An 18,638-nucleotide genomic window follows, 5' to 3' on the forward strand; every position below is an offset into this window, starting at 1 on the left:
AGGCGAATGCCCGCCATTCACCGGAACACACCGCCCGGCGAACCGGACGCAATTCCACGGCCGCTCACGTCCGCGCCTCGATCGGGACATCAGCCCGAATTGCGCATACCGCCCGGCGGAATTCCCGAAACGCCGGATCCGCGCACCGGAGCGAACCGGATTCACGGCCGACCGAACCGTATCCACCGGCCGGAACGAACCGCATCCACGGCCCGGCCGATACGACGACATGGGGACGGCCCCGCCCAAGAACCTGAGACCCGGGCGGGGCCGTCCTCCACAGCGACAGGCGCGTCAGGCGAGCAGACCCGGAATGGTCTCCTCGTGCGCCGTGCGCAGCTCGCTCAGCGGGATGCCGAACTCGCCCTGGACCTCGACCTCATCACCGTCCACGACACCGATCCGGGTGGCGGGCAGGCCCCGCGCCCCGCACATGTCGTTGAAGCGGAGCTCCTCGCTGCGCGGAACGGAGACGACCGCACGCCCCGCCGACTCGGAGAAGAGGAAGGTGAACGCGTCCAGCCCGTCCGGCACGACCAGCCGGGCACCCTTCCCGCCGCGCAGGCAGGACTCGGTGACCGCCTGGATCAGACCGCCGTCGGAGAGGTCGTGCGCCGCGTCGATCATGCCGTCGCGGGAGGCCGAGATCAGGATCTCGCCGAGCAGCTTCTCCCGGCCGAGGTCGACCGCGGGCGGCATGCCGCCGAGGTGCTGGTGGATGACCTCGGACCAGGCCGAGCCGCCGAACTCCTCGCGCGTGTCGCCCAGCAGGTAGAGGAGCTGGCCCTCTTCCGCGAAGGCGACCGGCGTACGCCGGGTGACATCGTCGATCACACCGAGCACGGCCACGACCGGCGTCGGGTGGATCGCCGTCTCACCGGTCTGGTTGTAGAGCGACACGTTGCCGCCGGTGACCGGGGTGCCCAGCTCCAGGCAGCCGTCCGCGAGACCACGGGTGGCCTCGGCGAACTGCCACATGACGTCCGGGTCCTCGGGCGAGCCGAAGTTCAGGCAGTCCGAGATCGCCAGCGGCTTGGCACCGGAGGCGGCGACATTGCGGTACGACTCCGCCAGCGCGAGCTGCGCACCGGTGTACGGGTCGAGCTTGGCGTACCGGCCGTTGCCGTCGGTCGCCATGGCCACGCCCAGGTTCGACTCCTCGTCGATCCTGACCATGCCGGCGTCCTCGGGCATCGCGAGCACGGTGTTGCCCTGCACGAACCGGTCGTACTGGTCCGTGATCCAGGACTTCGACGCCTGGTTCGGCGACGCGACCAGCTTGAGGACCTGCTCGCGCAGCTCGGCGCCGTTCGCCGGGCGGGCCAGCTTGCCCGCGTCGTCGGCCTGCAGCGCGTCCTGCCAGGACGGCCGGGCGAACGGCCGGTGGTACGTCGGACCCTCGTGGGCCACGGACCGCGGCGGCACGTCCACGATCTGCTCGCCGTGCCAGAAGATCTCCAGCTGGGAGCCCTCGGTCACCTCACCGATGACGGTGGCGATGACGTCCCACTTCTCACAGATCTCCAGGAAGCGCTCGACGTGCCGCGGCTCGACGATCGCGCACATGCGCTCCTGCGACTCGCTCATGAGGATTTCCTCGGGCGAGAGGGAGGAGTCGCGCAGCGGCACGGTGTCCAGCTCGACGCGCATGCCGCCGGACCCGGCGGAGGCCAGCTCGGACGTGGCGCAGGAGAGCCCGGCGCCGCCGAGGTCCTGGATGCCCGCGACGAGCTTCTCCTTGAAGATCTCCAGGGTGCACTCGATGAGGAGCTTCTCCTGGAACGGGTCGCCGACCTGGACGGCCGGGCGCTTCGCGGGACCGGTCGACTCGAAGGTCTCCGAGGCCAGCACCGAGACGCCGCCGATGCCGTCGCCGCCGGTGCGGGCGCCGTACAGGATCACCTTGTTGCCGGGGCCCGAGGCCTTGGCCAGGTGGATGTCCTCGTGCTTCATCACGCCGATGCAGCCGGCGTTGACCAGCGGGTTGCCCTGATAGCAGGCGTCGAAGACGACCTCGCCGCCGATGTTCGGCAGCCCCAGGCAGTTCCCGTAGCCGCCGATACCCGCGACGACGCCCGGCAGGACGCGCTTGGTGTCGGGGTGGTCGGCCGCGCCGAAGCGCAGCGGGTCGACGACCGCGACCGGGCGGGCACCCATGGCGAGGATGTCGCGGACGATGCCGCCGACGCCGGTCGCCGCGCCCTGGTAGGGCTCGATGTACGAGGGGTGGTTGTGCGACTCGACCTTGAAGGTGACCGCGTACCCCTGGCCGACGTCGACCACACCGGCGTTCTCGCCGATGCCGACGAGCATCGCGTCGTTGACGGGGACCTTCTCGCCGAACTGCTTGAGGTGGACCTTGCTGCTCTTGTACGAGCAGTGCTCGGACCACATCACGGAGTACATGGCGAGCTCGGCGCCGGTGGGCCGGCGGCCCAGGATCTCGCGGATCCGGGCGTACTCGTCCTCCTTGAGGCCGAGTTCCTTCCAGGGCTGCTCGACGTCCGGGGTCTCGGCCGCGTGCTTGACCGTATCCAGGCTCATGCGTTGACCAGCTTCTTGATGATCGAGGTGAAGAAACCGAGGCCGTCGGTGCGACCGGTTCCGATCAGCGGCTCGACGGCGTGCTCCGGGTGCGGCATCAGGCCGACGACATTGCCCGCGGCGTTGGTGATGCCGGCGATGTCGCGCAGCGAGCCGTTGGGGTTCGTGTCCAGGTAGCGGAAGGCCACCCGGCCCTCCGCCTCCAGCTCGTCGAGCACGCGCTCGTCGGCGACGTAACGCCCGTCCATGTTCTTGAGCGGTACGGAGATCTCCTGGTCCGCGGAGTAGTCCGAGGTCCAGGCGGTGTCCGCGTTCTCGACGCGCAGCTTCTGATCGCGGCAGATGAAGTGCAGGTGGTTGTTGCGCAGCATCGCGCCGGGCAGCAGATGCGCCTCGGTCAGGATCTGGAAGCCGTTGCAGATGCCGAGGACCGGCATCCCGGCCCGCGCGTTCTCGATGATCGTCTCCATGACCGGCGAGAAGCGGGAGATGGCCCCGGCCCGCAGATAGTCGCCGTAGGAGAAGCCGCCCGCCAGGATGACCGCGTCGACCTGGTGCAGGTCCTTGTCGCGGTGCCACAGCGACACGGGTTCGGCGCCCGCGACCCGTACGGCCCGCAGGCTGTCCTTGTCGTCGAGCGTGCCGGGAAAGGTGACGACTCCGATACGCGAAGTCACTTCGACTCCTCGGCCTTCTCCACCTTCACGGTGAAGTCCTCGATGACGGTGTTGGCGAGGAAAGTCTCGGCCATCTCGTGAATGCGGCTGAGGGCGGCGTCGTCGACCGGCCCCTCGACCTCCAGCTCGAAACGCTTTCCCTGACGTACGTCCGCGATTCCCTCGAAGCCGAGACGGGGCAGTGCACGCTGCACCGCCTGTCCCTGCGGGTCGAGGATCTCGGGCTTGAGCATGACGTCGACTACGACGCGTGCCACTGGCACTCCCGGTGGTGGTGTGGTGCGGCTGTTTCTCCGGGGGGCTCCCCAGACCCCCGCAGGTTCCCTCAGCCTACCTGGCCAGAAATTCTACGCGGGTAGATATCGGACGGCCCCGATCACGCCCAGATATCGGCCGCGACAACACATGGGGAAAGTCCTGCGAAAAAAATCCCCACCAGCAACACACATAGAAGGCAGACACGCGGAAGTAATTGGGCGGGCTTCACAATGCGGCACCCGTCGCTGTACAAATGATTACCGGGGAATGCAGCATTGCCCCTAAACGGTCGACACCGGTCGACCCGCATCCGCCTAACAGCCGGAAGGCCGGCATCAGCGCATGTCAGACGCGCCGACGCCGTAGGAAAGGACCGATATCCGTGGCTCAACGCGTAGTGGTCACGCTCTTCGACGACATCGACGGGGGAGCAGCGGCGGAAACGGTCACCTTCGCCCTGGACGGGAAGTCGTACGAGATCGACCTCAATCCGTCCAATGCAAAGAAACTGCGCAAGGCCCTGGCGCCGTACATGGCGGCCGGTCGAAAGCAGACAAATACCGGCAAGCGCGGCAAGGCCCCGGTGTCCTACCGGCACACCTCGCTGGCGCCCGCCCCGGCGGCCGTGCGCGCCTGGGCCCGCTCCCACCGGATGGAGGTGCCGGCCCGCGGCCGGATCCCCAAGAAGGTCTACGAGGCGTTCCGCGAAGCCAGTTGAGATTCCGGCCCGCCGGAGGGTCCCCGGGGGACCTCGCCGGGACGCGCCGCGAACGCTCCCGCGCACTTCCCGACGACACCCCGCGGCCACCGACTTGCGCTGCACCCCCGCCGGTCGGCTAAAGTCTGGAGCACGCCGAGGGGCAAGGCCGCAAAGCCGAACCTCACGCAGCGTGCGGGTGTAGTTCAGTAGCAGAACATCCCCCTTCCAGGGGGAAGGCGCAGTGTGCAATTCCTGTCACCCGCTCTGCATCACTCTTACCGTCCACTCCGTTGGATCGGGTAGGGTAGTGCTCGCACCGCCCGATGGAACTCCCTACCGGGAGTACAATGAGCGGAAGCAATGCGGACGTGGCTCAGTTGGTAGAGCATCACCTTGCCAAGGTGAGGGTCGCGAGTTCGAATCTCGTCGTCCGCTCTGGATCGAACGCAAGGCCCTGGTCGATATCGACCAGGGCCTTCGTCGTATTCCCACCCGCTTCCCGCCCGTCTGCGCCCAGGGCCCTTTGCCCCATGACGTTTGTCATGAGCAGTGATGACAGCTCGCACTGCTCGCGGCGCCGATCCGGCGGAAATCTGTAGGCATGACCAGCGACGACATTCCCAAGGACCGCACGGACAGGACTGTGGCATGCGCCACAGCCGCCTCCGCTCCCGGCTCCGTCGCCGACCCGGTGATCGAGGCGAGCGGTGTGCGGCGCCGCTATGACGGCGGCTTCGAGGCGGTGAGCGGCGTCTCCTTCACGGTGGCGCGCGGTGAGCTCTTCGCCCTGCTCGGTACGAACGGCGCCGGAAAGACCTCCACCGTCGAGCTGCTGGAGGGCCTCGCCCTGCCCGACAGCGGATCCGTGCGGGTGCTCGGCCACGACCCGTACCGCGAACGCCCCGCCGTCCGGCCACGGATCGGGGTGATGCTCCAGGAGGGCGGCTTCCCGTCCGAGCTGACGGTCACCGAGACGGTGAGGATGTGGGCGGGCTGCACCAGTGGCGCCCGGCCGACGGGGGAGGTGCTGGACCTGGTCGGGCTCGCCCATCGTTCACGGGTGCGCGTCAAGCAGCTCTCCGGCGGTGAGCGGCGCCGGCTCGACCTGGCGCTGGCCCTGCTCGGTCGGCCCGAGGTGCTGTTCCTGGACGAGCCGACCACCGGGCTCGACGCCGAGGGACGGCGCGACACCTGGGAGTTGGTCCGGATACTGCGCGAGGGCGGCACCACCGTCCTGCTCACCACGCACTACCTGGAGGAGGCCGAGATGCTCGCCGACCGGCTGGCGATCATGCACAGGGGGCGGATCGTGACGGCGGGCACCCCCGCCGAGGTGACGGCGGCCCGCCCCGCCCGTATCCGGTTCGAGCTGCCCGAAGGAGTGCCGGCGGCATGGCTCCCGTTGCCGCTGAAGGCGGCGGCCGAGGGACACAAGGTCGAGATTCGTACCCACCGGCTGCAGGAGTCGCTGGGTGAACTGCTGCGCTGGGCGGAGCAGTCGGACATACGGCTGCTCGGGCTCGATGCCCGGTCGGCCTCGCTCGAAGAGGCGTTTCTCGACATCGCGCAGAGCGTGTCGGATACGCAGACGCGGAAGGCGGCCGCCGCATGACCAGTACAACGATGTCCGGGCGGCTGAACGCTCTGGGACGCGCCGAGCTGACCCTGCTCGCCCGCAACAGGACGGCCGTCTTCGTCGCACTCCTGGTGCCCGTGGCGATGGTCGTGGCGATGAAGTCGACACTGGATCAGATCGATCTGGGCGGAACCGGGCTGACCGTGGCCGGGGCGGCGCTCAGCGGTGGCATCGGCATGGTGCTGATGCAGGTCGTGTACATGAACCTGGTCGCCGCGTATGTGGCGCGGCGCGAGGAACTGGTCCTGAAGCGGCTGCGCACGGGCGAGGTCACCGACCGGGAGATCCTCGTCGGGACCGCGCTGCCGTCGGTCGCGCTGGCGCTGGGGCAGGCGGTGCTGGTGGTCCTGGCCGGTGCGGCCTTCTTCGGACTCGGTGCGCCGGATCGGCCCGAACTGCTCGTCGCGGGAATGCTGTCGGGTGTGGTGCTGCTGTCGGCACTGGCCGCCGTCACCTCCGCGGTGACCAGGACCGTACAGACGGCGCAGATCACCACGCTGCCGCTGTTCCTCGTCTCGATGATGGGCTCCGGGCTCTTCGTGCCGCTGGAGGTCCTGCCGGACCGGGTGGCATCCGTGTGCGAGCTGCTGCCGGTGACCGGGGTGATGACGCTCGTACGGGCGGGCTGGCTCGGCGGGGCCGACGGGCACGACCTGCTCGGGGCCGGACTGACCGCGCTGGCCTGGACGGTGCTCGCCGTGTTTGCTGTACAGCGGTGGTTCCGCTGGGAACCCCGACGCTGAGGAGGAGGGTGCTGTGCGGGTGCGGTGGCGGACCTGGGGCCGGGGCTGGCGCGGCCGCACCGGGTTCGACAAGGTCGATCTGTACACGCGTGGCACGCTGTACAGCCTGATGTGGATCGCGGTGCTGGTCCAGGTCCTGATGTCGGTGACCCGGCCCGTGCGCGGTGCGGCCCCCGCCGCGTTGATCGCCCTGACGATCCTGCTCGCGGTCGCCCAGGGGATCTGCGGGACGACGCTGGCTGCCAGGGGGCTGGCGAGGTACCTGGGCCAGGGGACCCTGGACCGGCGGCTGGTCGCTGTCGGGGCCGTGTCGCTGGTGACGAACATGGCGGCGGTGCTGGCCCTCGCCGCCTGCACGGGCATGCGCGAGTTCCCCGAGCCGGGATATGTGCTCAGCGCCTGTGTCGTGCCGTTCTCCTGCGCGTTCGTGCTCATCGTGCCGGGCTGGGTCTCGATGCTTCAGCAGGCCACCGTCTCGGCCGCGGTGTCCGCCGCGGTGGGACTGCTCGGCGGCGGCGGCGCGCTGGTGGCCGTCGCCCTTCTCACGACGGCGTTCGGCGGCGGGGTGATGGCGGTCACCACGCGCCTGTCCGCCTGGACGCTGAGTGTGATGTGGAAGCTCCGTGAGGCGAAGGACATGGAGGCGCGGCTGGCCGTCGCCGAGGAGCGGCTGCGGTTCGGCCGGGACATGCACGACGTCCTGGGCCGGAATCTCGCCGTGATCGCGCTGAAGGGCGAGCTGGCGGTGGAGCTGGCCCAACGCGGGAATCCGGCGGCCGTGGACCAGATGGTCGAGGTGATGCGCATCGCCCGCGCCTCGCAGCAGGAGGTGCGCGATGTCGTACGCGGATACCGGGAGGCCGATCTGAGCACGGAACTGGCCGGCGCGCGGGGGGTGTTGCGGGCGGCCGGGATCGCGTGCGCGGTGGAGGGCGACGAGGGTCGTCCGCTGCCCGCGCCGGTGCAGTCGGCGCTCGGCTGGGTGGTGCGGGAGGCGGCGACCAATGTGCTGCGGCACGGCGATCCGCGGCACTGCACGATCCGGCTCCGCGCCTCATCGGACGCGGTGGTGCTGGAGGTGGAGAACGACGGGGCGCCGCGGGCCGGCTCAGAACCGGGCGGCTCAGAACCGGGCGGGTCCGGGTTGGCCGGACTGCGCGAGCGGCTCCGGGCGCTCGACGGCTCGCTGGACGCGGGCCCGGCGGGGAACGGACTGTTCCGGCTGACGGCCGAGATCCCGCTGCCGCGCACGGCTGCCGCACTTGTGGAGGAACGACGATGACGGCTGTACGGGTGCTGCTCGCCGACGACGAGCATCTGATCCGGGGCGCGCTGGCCGCGCTGCTCGCCCTGGAGGACGATCTCGTGGTGGTCGCGGAGGCGGCGACCGGCCCGGAGGCACTGGCCATGGCGCGGGCCCACCGGCCCGATGTGGCGGTCCTCGATCTGGAGATGCCGGGCGCCGACGGTGTGAGTGTGGCCACATCCCTGCGGGCCGAACTGCCCGGCTGCCGGACGATGATCGTGACGAGTCACGGCCGGCCGGGACATCTGAAGCGGGCACTGGCGGCCGGCGTGCGGGCCTTCGTACCGAAGACGGTCAGCGCCCGGCAGCTGGCCGGGATCATCCGTACCGTGCATGCCGGAAACCGTTACGTGGACCCGGAGTTGGCGGCCGACGCGATCTCTGCCGGGGACTCGCCGCTGACCGCGCGCGAGGCCGAGGTGCTGGAGCTGGCGGCGGACGGGGCCCCGGTCGCGGAGATCGCGGAGCGCGCGTCGCTGTCGCAGGGAACCGTACGGAACTACCTCTCGGCGGCTGTCTCGAAGCTGGGAGCGGAGAACCGTCATGCGGCGGTGCGTCTCGCCCGGGAGCGCGGATGGGTATAGTGGTCCTCGCGCTTCGGCGCTTGCGGACGTAGCTCAGTTGGTAGAGCGCAACCTTGCCAAGGTTGAGGTCGCCAGTTCGAACCTGGTCGTCCGCTCTGTTCAGCAAGAAGCCCCCGGTCTCTCGGCCGGGGGCTTCTTCGTGTTCCGGGCTCTGCCTGCTGCTTCGTGTCCGCGAGACCGCTCTGTGAGCTCCTCCTACTGCCAGGGTGTGCCGGTGAGGAGTTCGTACGCCTCCAGGTACTTCGCCCGGGTCGCGTCCACGATCTCCTGGGGCAGCGCCGGGGGCGGCTGCTCGCTCCTGCGGTCCCAGCCGGAGGCAGGCGAGGTCAGCCAGTCGCGCACGAACTGCTTGTCGTACGAGGGCTGGGCCCTGCCCGGCTCCCAGTCGGCGGCGGGCCAGAAGCGCGAGGAGTCCGGGGTCAGCACCTCGTCGGCGATGATCAGCTCCTCGCCGCCACCGTCCGTGGGAGCGAAACCGAACTCGAACTTCGTGTCCGCGAGGATGATCCCGCGCTCGCGCGCGATGTCACGGGCCCTGCCGTACACGTCCAGCGTGGTGCGGCGCAGCTGGGCGGCGGTCTCGGCGCCGACCTGGCGGGCCACCTCCTCGTAGCTCACGTTCTCGTCGTGGTCTCCGACGGCCGCCTTGGTGGCGGGGGTGAAGATCGGTGCCGGGAGTTCGGAGCCGTCGACGAGGCCCTCGGGCAGCGCGAGGCCGCAGACCGTGCGGGACTCGTCGTACTCGACGAGCCCGGAGCCGGTGAGGTAGCCGCGGGCGACGCACTCGACCGGGACCATCCTCAGCGACCTGCAGATCAGCGTGCGGCCGGCCCAGTCGGCGGGGGCTCCGGCGGGGAGCTCCGTGGACAGCACGTGGTTCGGCACGAGATCGCTGAGCCGGTCGAACCACCACAGCGAGAGCCGGGTGAGCACTCTGCCCTTGTCCGGGATCTCGGTCGGCAGGACCCAGTCGTACGCGGACATCCGGTCGCTGGCGACCATGACGAGGTCGCCCGCCTCGTTCCGGTACAGGTCGCGCACCTTGCCGGTGTGCAGGTGGGTGAGCCCCGGGACCTGCACTGGCTCGGGCTTTTCTACAAATCCGGACACGCTGCCTCCGCGTAGGTTGATCCAGGAGTCGTTCCGATTCTCCCGTATCGGGGTGCGGTGAGGTGGAGCGGGGGCGTCCGTGGCGCCGGGCGCGGGGTCGACAGGCTCTCAGTCGCGTTTGCAGATGCGGTCGAGGAGATTGGCGGTGGCGCGCTGGATGCGCGGGTCCACATGGCCGGGGCGGTCCAGGGCCGGAGACCAGGCGAAGGTGCCGGAGGCGAAGACGAGCGCGCCGGACGGGGCCCGGTACAGGGAGGTCTCCTGATGACGCTTGACCCCCTCGTTGTCCCGGTACGGGGAGTGGGCGAGCAGGATGCGGTTCTCGTGCTCGGGAAGCGCGGTACGCGGGAAGTAGCGGTCGGCCTCGCCCGCGACCAGGCCGTTGATCTCGTCGCCCTCGCCGGCGTCCGTCGCGTCCCACAGCCAGTGCTCGGCGTTCCGCACGACCAGGGGGTGCGGATCGGGGACCCGGCCCGCGTACTGGATGCCGAGGAGCTGCTGCTCCGGGCGGTCGATCTCGCGCCAGAGCGCGGGCTTTCCCGGGCCGCGGCGTTTGCGGCAGGTGAGCAGGCGGTCCGGGACACCGGAGGGCGACGGGGAGAGACTGACCTGCCAGTACATGGTGTTGGCGGAGAGGAAGACGAGCGAGGTGCCGCCGTCACGGGCGCGTTCGACGGTACGGCGCATGGACACCGACCAGTACTCGTCGTGGCCGGGGAAGACCAGACCCCGGTAGCGGCCCGGGTCGATCCGGCCCGCGTGCAGATCACGGGTGTCGGCGTACGCGATGTCGTAGCCGTACCGCTCGGCCCAGCGGATGAAGTCGTAGGCATGGCCGACGTGGAGCGGCAGCCCCGCACCCGCGTACGGACGGTCGAAGGAGACGGTGACCGCGGCGTCCTCCTCGCCCAGGAGGCGGCCCTGCTCGTCCCACGCGTGGTAGAGGCTGGCACCGGTGTGCCCGTCCTCCGGGTAGAGGTTGTACGCCTGCCAGGTGATGTCCGGCAGCACCAGCAGCAGATCGGCCGGGTGCTCGTCGCGGACCGTGAACGGGATGTGGGAGCGGTGTCCGTCGACCGTGGTCAACACGGCGACGTACGCGCCGATCGACCAGTAGGAGGGGATCTGCAGCCGCCAGGACTGCCACCAGTGGTGGCAGGAGACCGTGCGGTCGGCGGTGAGCGGGGCGGGCTGGACGATGCCGGAGAGCCGGGGGCTCGTGGTGATCTGGGCGGCACCGTCGCCCCCGTAGTGGCCGATGCGGTAGATGTCCACGGAGAACTGCTGGGGCGGGTCCACGGTGATGTGGAAGTCGATCGCCTCGCCCGGGGCGGCGGCGCCGGTGGAGATGAAACCTTTGATCTGGCGGTGCACGTCGTCGGCCGTCCGGGTGCCGCCGTCGGTGCCCCGGGCCAGGGTGGGGTCGGCGTACCAGGGGACGACGTGTCCGGTGTCGTCGAAGTAGTTCTCACTGCCGCGCAGCCAGGGCAAGGGGCCCTGGCCGAAGGGGTCGGAGACGGCGTGCGCGAGGGCACCCGACTCCCATCGACGAATCTGCTCCGCCCCCATACCGCTTCCCTCCCACAGGCCCCCGAGAACAGCTGATCGACGTCACGGACGCCGGTCGCGGACGCCGGACGCGAGTGCCGAACGCCGACGCCGGACGCCGACGCCGCTCACGGGCGTCGAACGCCGACGGTGGTCCTGACCGTTGACCGTTGCCGCCGACCGCATCCGGCCGTGCGTCATCGGTGCGCCAACAGCGATGCTCCCACTGTCAGCGTCGATCCCCAGCACATCACATAACGCATGCGGCCCGTCACCCTTCGTCGCTAATTGACGTGAACGGAACGTTTTCTTCCGGGTATTGGGGTGCCGGCAGCCCCAGCGGCGTTGCCGGTGAGGAGGTGGAGACAGGTGGGCCTGCCGTGGTGCGGGTCCGCCACCGAGGGCCGGTGTGCCTGCCGTGGTACGGGTCCGCCGTCGGGAGCCGGTGGGTCAGACGAGACGGACGGGTTCGCCACCGGGAGCCCGTGGATCAGACGAGACGGACGGGTTTGTCGGTGCGTACGCCGACCGAGGCGAGCCACGACCGCAGCGGAGCCGCGTCCCCGTCCTCGACGAGAGTGAGGACGGGACTGCCCAGATCCGCCCGGCGCTCACCGTCGACCAGCAGCGCGGGGCCGTCGAGCCAGTCGAGGCCGGGGGCCGCGCCCGCCGTGTCGACGGCGGCACAGCAGACCATCGCCGCGACGTGGTCGGCGAGCAGTTCCGTACCCGTACGGGGCGGCTGGAGCGGGAAGAGCGGGAGGGAGTCCGGACCCCAGATATCCAGGATGTCCCTGCCCGCGCCGACCGCGCTCGGGGTGCCCGCCGGACTCGACGCACCGCCGGCCGGTGGCTGCCGCTGGACCGCCGCCACCTCGCGGGCCAGCGCGGCGCTGATCCCGGCCGCGAGATCCTCGCCGATTCCGTCCCCACCGGCCAGATGCTCGACGACACGGGCAAGCGTGGGCACCCCGGCATCGACGGGAAATGTGGGACGGCCCGCCGGGCCGGAGTCGTGGGCGGCCGGTGCGGACGCCACCCCCATCGAGTCCAGGACACGATGCAGACGGGCGGCCTCGGTACGCCACTTCCGGTCGACGACCTCATCCGGATACTGCTGCCAGTCGACCGGCGACCAGTCGGGACCGGACTCCGCGGGACCGCCGTGGAAGAGCCGGGCCGCCAGCAGCGATGCCGCCTCGTCGGCCGCGCCCGGTTCCTCCAGGAGGTCACAGGCGGGGCGCTCGCCGAGCCGGGAGGTGAATCCGTCGGCGAGCCGGTCGCGCCGGGAGAGCTCGGTGAGCGCGGATACGACACCCGCGTCCAGCCGGGACGGCCAGCGGCCCATCTGCCAGGCGGGCAGCGCGACCCGCGTGAGCAGCCGGTCCCAGCCCGCGTAGGCGAGGCCCACCTGCTCCTGGGCGACGATCCGGAGACCGTAGTCCACACCCTGTGCGCGGACCGACGCGGCGGCGGCGACGCCCCGCTCCATCTCCGCGGCATGGCTGCGACAACTGCGCAGCAGCAACCGGGCGATCCAGCCGACGAAGAGACGCGGCACTCTGCGCACCCCGGACAGCGGTCCCGGAACGGGCACGGCCGCGTCGGCGATTGCTCCGTCCAGCCCCCGTACGAAGCGACGCGCCGCCGCTATGTCGGGATGCACGGAGGGCCCTGTGCCCGCCACGACCGGGGCGAGCACCGCCCGTAGCTCCGCGACCCGCATCCACCACAGGAACGGTGAACCGATGACCAGCACGGGGGCCGCCTTCACCCGGCGGCGGACCCGGCCCGCGGAGCGCTCCGCCCGATCGGCTCCGGGGCCTGTCGTGAGCCGCTGCGCGGCGGGATGGGTGCGGTCCTCCAGCCAGCTGTCGCAGTCGGGCGTGAGCGCTATCGCCGAGGGCGCGGGAACCCCGAGCCGTTCGGCGAGGTCCCTGACCAGACGGTAGAGATCCGGGGCGGCTTCCTCTGCGAGCGGAACGGTCGGACTGACCGCCGGCCTCGCTCGTACGATCGCGACAGCGACCGCGGTGGCGAGCAGGAGCACGACGACCGCGCAGGCCGTCACGGCCCAGCGCGCCGCGTCCCAGCCGTTGCCGACGGCATGGCCCTGGGCGCCCGCGACGAGCAGCACGACGGCGACCGCCGCCGGCAGGATGGCCGCGGCTGTTGCCCTGCTGCGGATGCGCAGCAGCGCGAGAGCTCGGGCGCGCGCACTCTGCGCACCCAGCTCCTCAGTTGTACCGGTACCGGACACGGCCGGACGTCACCCCCTCTGCCCCCGCGGCGGTGTTGTTCACTCCCCCACTGTGGCACCCGTCACTGACATCGCAATGCCAGTGAGCCATGTGCCGGAATGCTTGCGCCGCACCCTAGTTGGGGCCTTGGCGGGCGTCATCCGGATGGCCCAGTCGTCACTCGATGGAATGGCTTTGGGCAAAGGTGCTGACGCGCCGCCGTCCATGGGGCAGCGGCGCGTCGGTGGGTGTCCACAGGGTCCGGCGCGTGGCTACGGATCCCGGCCCGGTCTCAGGCTTCCGCGGCCTTCTTGGCGATGTCCGTACGGAACTGCGAGCCGTCGAGCCGGATCCGGGCAGTCGCCGTATAGGCGCGCTCCCGGGCGGCCGCGAGGTCCTTTCCGGTCGCGGTCACGGACAGCACGCGGCCGCCGGCGCTGACGATCGTGTCGCCGTCCCGCTTCGTCCCGGCGTGCAGGACGTACGCCTCCGGGGCATCCTGCGCCGCCACATCGTCGAGCCCTTCGATCGGATCGCCCGTCCGCGGCGTGGCCGGGTAGTTGTGCGAGGCGATGACCACGGTGACGGCGGCCTCGTCACGCCACTTGAGCGGGGGCAGCTCGTCGAGCGTGCCGTTGGCGGAGCCCAGCAGGACTCCTGCCAGTGGAGTCTTCAGACGGGCCAGGACCACCTGGGTCTCGGGGTCACCGAAACGGGCGTTGAACTCGATCACCCGGACGCCGCGCGAGGTGATCGCGAGGCCCGCGTACAGCAGCCCGGAGAACGGGGTGCCACGGCGGCGGAGCTCGTCGACGGTCGGCTGGAGCACCGACTGCATGACCTCGTCGACCAGCTTGGGGTCGGCCCACGGGAGAGGCGAGTACGCGCCCATGCCGCCGGTGTTCGGTCCCTCGTCGTCGTCCAGGGCGCGCTTGAAGTCCTGCGCGGGCTGGAGCGGCAGCACGGTGGTGCCGTCCGTGATCGCGAAGAGGCTGACCTCGGGGCCGTCGAGGTACTCCTCGATGACCACACGGTCGCAGCCCAGGGCGTGGGCACGGGCCGCCTCGACGTCGTCGGTGACGACGACGCCCTTTCCGGCGGCGAGCCCGTCGTCCTTGACGACGTACGGGGCGCCGAAGGCATCGAGGGCGGCGTCGATCTCGGCGGGCGTGGTGCAGACGTAGCTGCGGGCGGTCGGGACGCCCGCCCCGGCCATCACGTCCTTGGCGAACGCCTTGGAGCCCTCCAGCTGAGCCGCCTCACCCGAGGGGCCGAAGCAGGCAATGCCCACGGCGCGCACGGCGTCGGCGACCCCGGCGACGAGCGGCGCCTCCGGGCCGACGACCACCAGCTCGGCGCGCAGGTCGGCGGCGAGACGCGCGACGGCGTCACCGTCGAGGGCGTCGACCGGGTGCAGTTCGGCCACCTCCGCGATACCGGCGTTGCCGGGAGCGCAGTACAGAGCGGTGACGTCGGGGTCGAGGGAGAGAGAGCGGCACAGGGCGTGTTCGCGGGCGCCGCCGCCGATGACGAGGACCTTCACGGGGTGCAGCCTAGCCGCCGGGGCCCGGCGGCCTTGACGGACGCCGCTCCGTGGACACCCGGGGCGCGCGACCGCGGCCTCGCGACCGCGCGCCCCGCGCGCCCGGGAACCGCGTCCAGGGGGCGGTGTCCGGCTGCCCCGGCTATTCGTTGGTGAACTCCTCCACGACCGTGGCGCCCAGCTCCCGGACGATCAGGTCGTGCCCGGAGAGTGCCGAGTCGACGAGGTCGGGGTCGTCCGCCTCGGGGGTGTCGTCCTCGGGAGCGACCGGGCGCGGGTGCTCGGGCGCGGAGTACGACGGCGGAGCGGGCTCCGCGGCGGAAGCGGGGCTCGGCTGCTGGGCCGGGGCGGGGGCGGGCCGGGGTTCGTACTGCTGCTGAGGCGCGGGGGCCGGGCGCTGCGCGACGGGCGGCGCGGCGGCGGGGCGACCACCGCCGGTCTGCGGAGGTGCTCCGGCGCCGCCCGACGGGTCGACGATCGCCTCGACCTTCCACTGCGCGTTGAACCGCTCGGCGAGGGCCTGCTTCAGCACGTCCTCGCTGCCACTGCTCGCGAAGTTGTCGCGGGCACCCGCGTTCAGGAAGCCGATCTGCAGGGTGGTGCCGTCGAAACCGGTGACCTGGGCGTTCTGGCTGAGCAGGATCCAGGTGAAGCGGCGGCGGTTCTTCACGGCCTCCAGGATGTCCGGCCACATGTTCCGTACCTGGCCGGCGCCCTGTGCCGTCCCCGGGCCCTGCTCGGCGGCGGGCGCCGGAGCGGCGCTCGGCTGCTGGGCCTGAGCGGGGGCGGGTGCGGCCTGCGGGGCCGGCGACCGGCCGGGGGCGGAAGCCGTCGGCCAGCCACCGGGACGGCGGCCGGACTCCGGCGCGGCGGCGGTGGGCCAGGCACCGGGACGCTGACCGTCCGCGGGAGCCGGGGCCCCGGTCGGCGGCTGAGGCACGACGGCAGCGGCAGGGGCCGTGGGCTGCGCGGCTGCCGGGGGCGCTGCGGCAGGTGCGGGCGGCGCCACAGGGGCGGGTGCCTCCCCTCGTACCGCCGCACGCGCGGCAGCGGGTCCGGCGCCGGGCTGCACGGCCGGTGCGACGGGGGCGGGGGCATGGGCCAGTGACTCCGGCCCCGGCACATACCCCATGGCGGGGCCCGTGCCGGAGGTCGCGAAGGACGCGCCGCGCTCCAGCCGGTCCAGCCGGGCCTGGAGCGAACGCTCGTCGTCGAAGGCCGCGGGCAGCAGCACCCGGGCGCAGATCAGCTCGACCTGGAGGCGCGGCGAGGTCGCCCCGCGCATCTCCGTCAGTCCTTCGTTGACCAGGTCGGCGGCGCGGCTCAGCTCGGCGGCGCCGAAGACGGACGCCTGAGCCTGCATCCGCTCGACGACATCGGCGGGTGCGTCGATCAGCCCCTTCTCCCCGGCGTCCGGCACGGCGGCCAGGATCACCAGGTCACGCAGGCGCTCCAGGAGATCGGCGACAAAGCGGCGCGGGTCGTTTCCGCCCTCGATCACCCGGTCCACGACCTCGAACGCCGCGGCCCCGTCGCCCGCCGCGAAGGCGTCCACGATCGAGTCCAGCAGCGAGCCGTCCGTATAACCGAGCAGGGAGGTCGCCATGGCGTATGTCACACCGTCGTCGGCCGCGCCGGCCAGCAGCTGGTCCATCACCGACATCGAGTCACGCACGGAACCGGCCCCGGCCCGCACGACGAGCGGCAGCACACCGTCCTCGACCGGGCTGTTCTCCTTGCCGCAGACCTCCGCGAGGTACTCGCGCAGCGTGCCCGGCGGGACGAGACGGAACGGGTAGTGGTGCGTACGCGAGCGGATGGTGCCGATGACCTTCTCGGGCTCGGTGGTCGCGAAGATGAACTTGAGATGCTCCGGCGGCTCCTCGACCACCTTCAGCAGGGCGTTGAACCCCGCTGACGTGACCATGTGCGCCTCGTCGATGATGTAGATCTTGTAACGACTCGACGCCGGACCGAAGAACGCCTTCTCCCGCAGATCACGGGCGTCGTCCACGCCACCGTGCGATGCGGCGTCGATCTCGATCACATCGATCGATCCCGGCCCGTTGCGCGCGAGGTCCCGGCAGGACTGGCACTCCCCGCACGGCGTGGGCGTCGGGCCCTGCTCGCAGTTCAGGCAACGGGCGAGGATGCGCGCACTGGTCGTCTTGCCACAACCGCGCGGACCGCTGAACAGGTACGCGTGATTGACCCGGTTGTTCCGCAGGGCCTGCTGCAGCGGGTCAGTGACATGCTCCTGCCCGATGACCTCGGCGAACGACTCGGGGCGATAGCGGCGGTACAGCGCAAGGGACGACACACCTACGAGGTTATCCGGGCGGACTGACAAGCGGCCCCGGACAGGGCGAAGCCCCACCCCGCACCCCTCCCGGAAACACCGGAAACACAAGGGCCCCCCACGCACCCGCCAGAGCCGACCTACCCTTGCTGCCTTCCGGCCCTGGGGGAGTTCAGTCAGATAGCGCCACGTGAGGGGCTGACGCCCACCTTAGCCGATCCCCACCCCTGTCGGTCCACTGCCCCACCTTCCCGAACCTCCCCGGACGAGCCCGAGCGGATCTTGAGGGGAACGGGTTCGCGAGCACTCCTCAACGTCTTGTATTGTTTGCCGCGGAGGATTCGCCTAGTGGCCTAGGGCGCACGCTTGGAAAGCGTGTTGGGGGCAACCCCTCACGAGTTCGAATCTCGTATCCTCCGCCATTGCTCTCACCGGGCAATACGTCGAAGGGCCCCACCGCTTGCGGTGGGGCCCTTCGACGTATGTGGTCTCAGTTTTGGTCTCAGTTGCTGCCCACGCCCACGACGTCAACGGGCAAGCCACCGACAGCGCTCTCTATCGAGGCAAAACAAGGCGTGCCCCTCCACACCTCGGGGCCACCGTGTCCGGACATGAGACTGAAGCCAGGGATTTCCGTGGAGCGTGCCCAGGCCGAGCTGCGCGAAGCCCTCAACGTGCTGATGAACGCCCAGTCCGGTCAGCCATACGAGACGGCCTGGCAGACGTACACCGTCGCCGTCGACCATGCGCTCCCACACCTGGCCGTGTTCGCTGAGCCCAACCTCGCCGAGGCCCTGCTGTCCCCGACGTACTGGCACCTGCTTCCCATCGCCGGCATCGGCCCCGAGGCCAACCGAGCGGTCTCCCGCGAGCTGCGCACACAGATCGCGGCTCTGGAGCGGGCCACGGAGGAGCTGCAGCGACTGAAGGAGTACGCCGAGCGTCCTGGCGTGCCGGTGATCATGGACACCAACATCCTCAACTGGTGGAATCAGCCCCACACCATCAACTGGCGCCAGCTCTTCAAGGATGAGGGCTTTGACGCTCCCCTCACGCGCCTGCTGGTGCCCCTGGTGGTCATCGAAGAGCTCGACCGGCAGAAGTACGGCGACGGGATGCTGGCCAAGCGCGCTGCCACCGCGATCCGGTATCTCGACCGCAGACTGACCGGAGTTACACCGGGAGCCCCCGTGAAGCTGACCGAGCAGGTCACGTTGGAGGTCAGCCTCGACCAGCGGCCGCATCCGCCCGGCGTGGACGCAGACCTGCGCATCCTCATGTGTGCAGCTGATCTCGACCAGATGCTTCCGGATGCCGGCACTCGGGTGCTCACCGACGACATGAACATGCGGCTGACTGGCTGTTGCTCATTCGGCCGTGATGCTTGACGGTCGAACGGGGGTGCCAGCCGGGTCCACCTTCGAATGATCATTTAGCGGTCCGCGCATGA

The 18,638-nt window shown here is 70.7% G+C and carries 14 protein-coding genes, 4 tRNA genes and 1 other RNA gene; 10 read left to right on the forward strand and 9 right to left on the reverse strand.

The features are described from left to right. Positions 1 to 294: 294 nt before the first annotated feature. The 3 genes from purL to purS are packed head-to-tail and all read right to left on the reverse strand — an operon-like array spanning position 295 to position 3,478. Entirely contained in the window at positions 295 to 2,544 is a 2,250-nt protein-coding gene (purL, locus tag ABZ826_RS25055) for a phosphoribosylformylglycinamidine synthase subunit PurL (protein WP_361452374.1), read from the reverse strand. Then, positions 2,541 to 3,221, reverse strand: coding sequence for a phosphoribosylformylglycinamidine synthase subunit PurQ (gene purQ, locus ABZ826_RS25060; protein ID WP_361452377.1), 681 nt, complete (start codon positions 3,219 to 3,221; stop codon positions 2,541 to 2,543). The genes purL and purQ overlap by 4 nt, the downstream gene beginning before the upstream one ends. Next, the gene (gene purS, locus ABZ826_RS25065; RefSeq protein WP_176729353.1) at positions 3,218 to 3,478 is read right to left on the reverse strand and encodes a phosphoribosylformylglycinamidine synthase subunit PurS; all 261 of its coding nucleotides are present in this window, start codon (positions 3,476 to 3,478) and stop codon (positions 3,218 to 3,220) included. Before purS ends, purQ begins: the two co-directional genes overlap by 4 nt. Positions 3,479 to 3,861: 383 nt before the next feature. Here purS and ABZ826_RS25070 point away from each other — a divergent pair, with 383 nt between their 5' ends. The 8 genes from ABZ826_RS25070 (at position 3,862) to ABZ826_RS25105 (ending at position 8,543) form a co-directional block, all read left to right on the forward strand. Continuing rightward, complete coding sequence (locus tag ABZ826_RS25070) at positions 3,862 to 4,197, forward strand: Lsr2 family protein (RefSeq protein ID WP_361452381.1); 336 nt, start codon at positions 3,862 to 3,864, stop codon at positions 4,195 to 4,197. A gap of 174 nt (positions 4,198 to 4,371) precedes the next feature. Further along, positions 4,372 to 4,443: transfer RNA gene (locus ABZ826_RS25075), tRNA-Gly, on the forward strand. A gap of 98 nt (positions 4,444 to 4,541) precedes the next feature. Further along, a tRNA-Gly gene (locus ABZ826_RS25080) sits at positions 4,542 to 4,614 on the forward strand. Between the two features lie 166 nt (positions 4,615 to 4,780). Further along, positions 4,781 to 5,791 carry an ABC transporter ATP-binding protein gene (locus ABZ826_RS25085; RefSeq protein WP_361452384.1) on the forward strand — a complete coding sequence of 337 codons (1,011 nt, stop codon included), beginning with the start codon at positions 4,781 to 4,783 and terminating at the stop codon, positions 5,789 to 5,791. Further along, positions 5,788 to 6,558, forward strand: coding sequence for an ABC transporter permease (locus tag ABZ826_RS25090; RefSeq protein ID WP_361452387.1), 771 nt, complete (start codon positions 5,788 to 5,790; stop codon positions 6,556 to 6,558). Before ABZ826_RS25085 ends, ABZ826_RS25090 begins: the two co-directional genes overlap by 4 nt. A gap of 19 nt (positions 6,559 to 6,577) precedes the next feature. Then, the gene (locus ABZ826_RS25095) at positions 6,578 to 7,840 is read left to right on the forward strand and encodes a histidine kinase (protein WP_361452390.1); all 1,263 of its coding nucleotides are present in this window, start codon (positions 6,578 to 6,580) and stop codon (positions 7,838 to 7,840) included. Further along, positions 7,837 to 8,448 (forward strand): response regulator transcription factor, encoded by a 612-nt coding sequence (locus tag ABZ826_RS25100; RefSeq protein ID WP_361452393.1) that lies wholly within the window; start codon positions 7,837 to 7,839, stop codon positions 8,446 to 8,448. Before ABZ826_RS25095 ends, ABZ826_RS25100 begins: the two co-directional genes overlap by 4 nt. Before the next feature lie 22 nt (positions 8,449 to 8,470). Then, positions 8,471 to 8,543, forward strand: a tRNA-Gly gene (locus tag ABZ826_RS25105). Between the two features lie 100 nt (positions 8,544 to 8,643). On the opposite strand, the gene ABZ826_RS25110 is transcribed toward ABZ826_RS25105, so the two are convergent. The 6 genes from ABZ826_RS25110 to ffs all read right to left on the reverse strand — a co-directional run bounded on the left by ABZ826_RS25110 (position 8,644) and on the right by ffs (position 17,391). Further along, positions 8,644 to 9,558: a phosphoribosylaminoimidazolesuccinocarboxamide synthase gene (locus ABZ826_RS25110; RefSeq protein ID WP_361452396.1), complete on the reverse strand. Its 915-nt coding sequence runs from the start codon at positions 9,556 to 9,558 to the stop codon at positions 8,644 to 8,646. Positions 9,559 to 9,666: 108 nt separating this feature from the next. After that, positions 9,667 to 11,127, reverse strand: a complete 1,461-nt coding sequence (locus ABZ826_RS25115) for a N,N-dimethylformamidase beta subunit family domain-containing protein (RefSeq protein ID WP_361452399.1) — start codon at positions 11,125 to 11,127, stop codon at positions 9,667 to 9,669. Between the two features lie 469 nt (positions 11,128 to 11,596). Next, complete coding sequence (locus ABZ826_RS25120) at positions 11,597 to 13,366, reverse strand: hypothetical protein (RefSeq protein ID WP_361452402.1); 1,770 nt, start codon at positions 13,364 to 13,366, stop codon at positions 11,597 to 11,599. Between the two features lie 272 nt (positions 13,367 to 13,638). Next, entirely contained in the window at positions 13,639 to 14,889 is a 1,251-nt protein-coding gene (purD, locus tag ABZ826_RS25125; RefSeq protein WP_361452405.1) for a phosphoribosylamine--glycine ligase, read from the reverse strand. 142 nt (positions 14,890 to 15,031) lie between these two features. Further along, the gene (locus tag ABZ826_RS25130) at positions 15,032 to 17,209 is read right to left on the reverse strand and encodes a DNA polymerase III subunit gamma and tau (protein WP_361452408.1); all 2,178 of its coding nucleotides are present in this window, start codon (positions 17,207 to 17,209) and stop codon (positions 15,032 to 15,034) included. Positions 17,210 to 17,294: 85 nt separating this feature from the next. Then, an RNA gene (gene ffs / locus ABZ826_RS25135) (signal recognition particle sRNA small type) lies at positions 17,295 to 17,391 on the reverse strand. Positions 17,392 to 17,522: 131 nt separating this feature from the next. On the opposite strand from ffs, the gene ABZ826_RS25140 reads away from it, so the two are divergent. Both ABZ826_RS25140 and ABZ826_RS25145 read left to right on the forward strand, forming a co-directional pair. Beyond that, a tRNA-Ser gene (locus ABZ826_RS25140) sits at positions 17,523 to 17,610 on the forward strand. Between the two features lie 189 nt (positions 17,611 to 17,799). Continuing rightward, a complete protein-coding gene (locus ABZ826_RS25145) occupies positions 17,800 to 18,576 on the forward strand; it encodes a PIN domain-containing protein (protein WP_361452411.1) in 777 nt (258 codons plus the stop codon). Positions 18,577 to 18,638 lie beyond the last annotated feature (62 nt).

This window comes from Streptomyces sp. NPDC047515, from assembly GCF_040643055.1.
GTDB lineage: Bacteria > Actinomycetota > Actinomycetes > Streptomycetales > Streptomycetaceae > Streptomyces.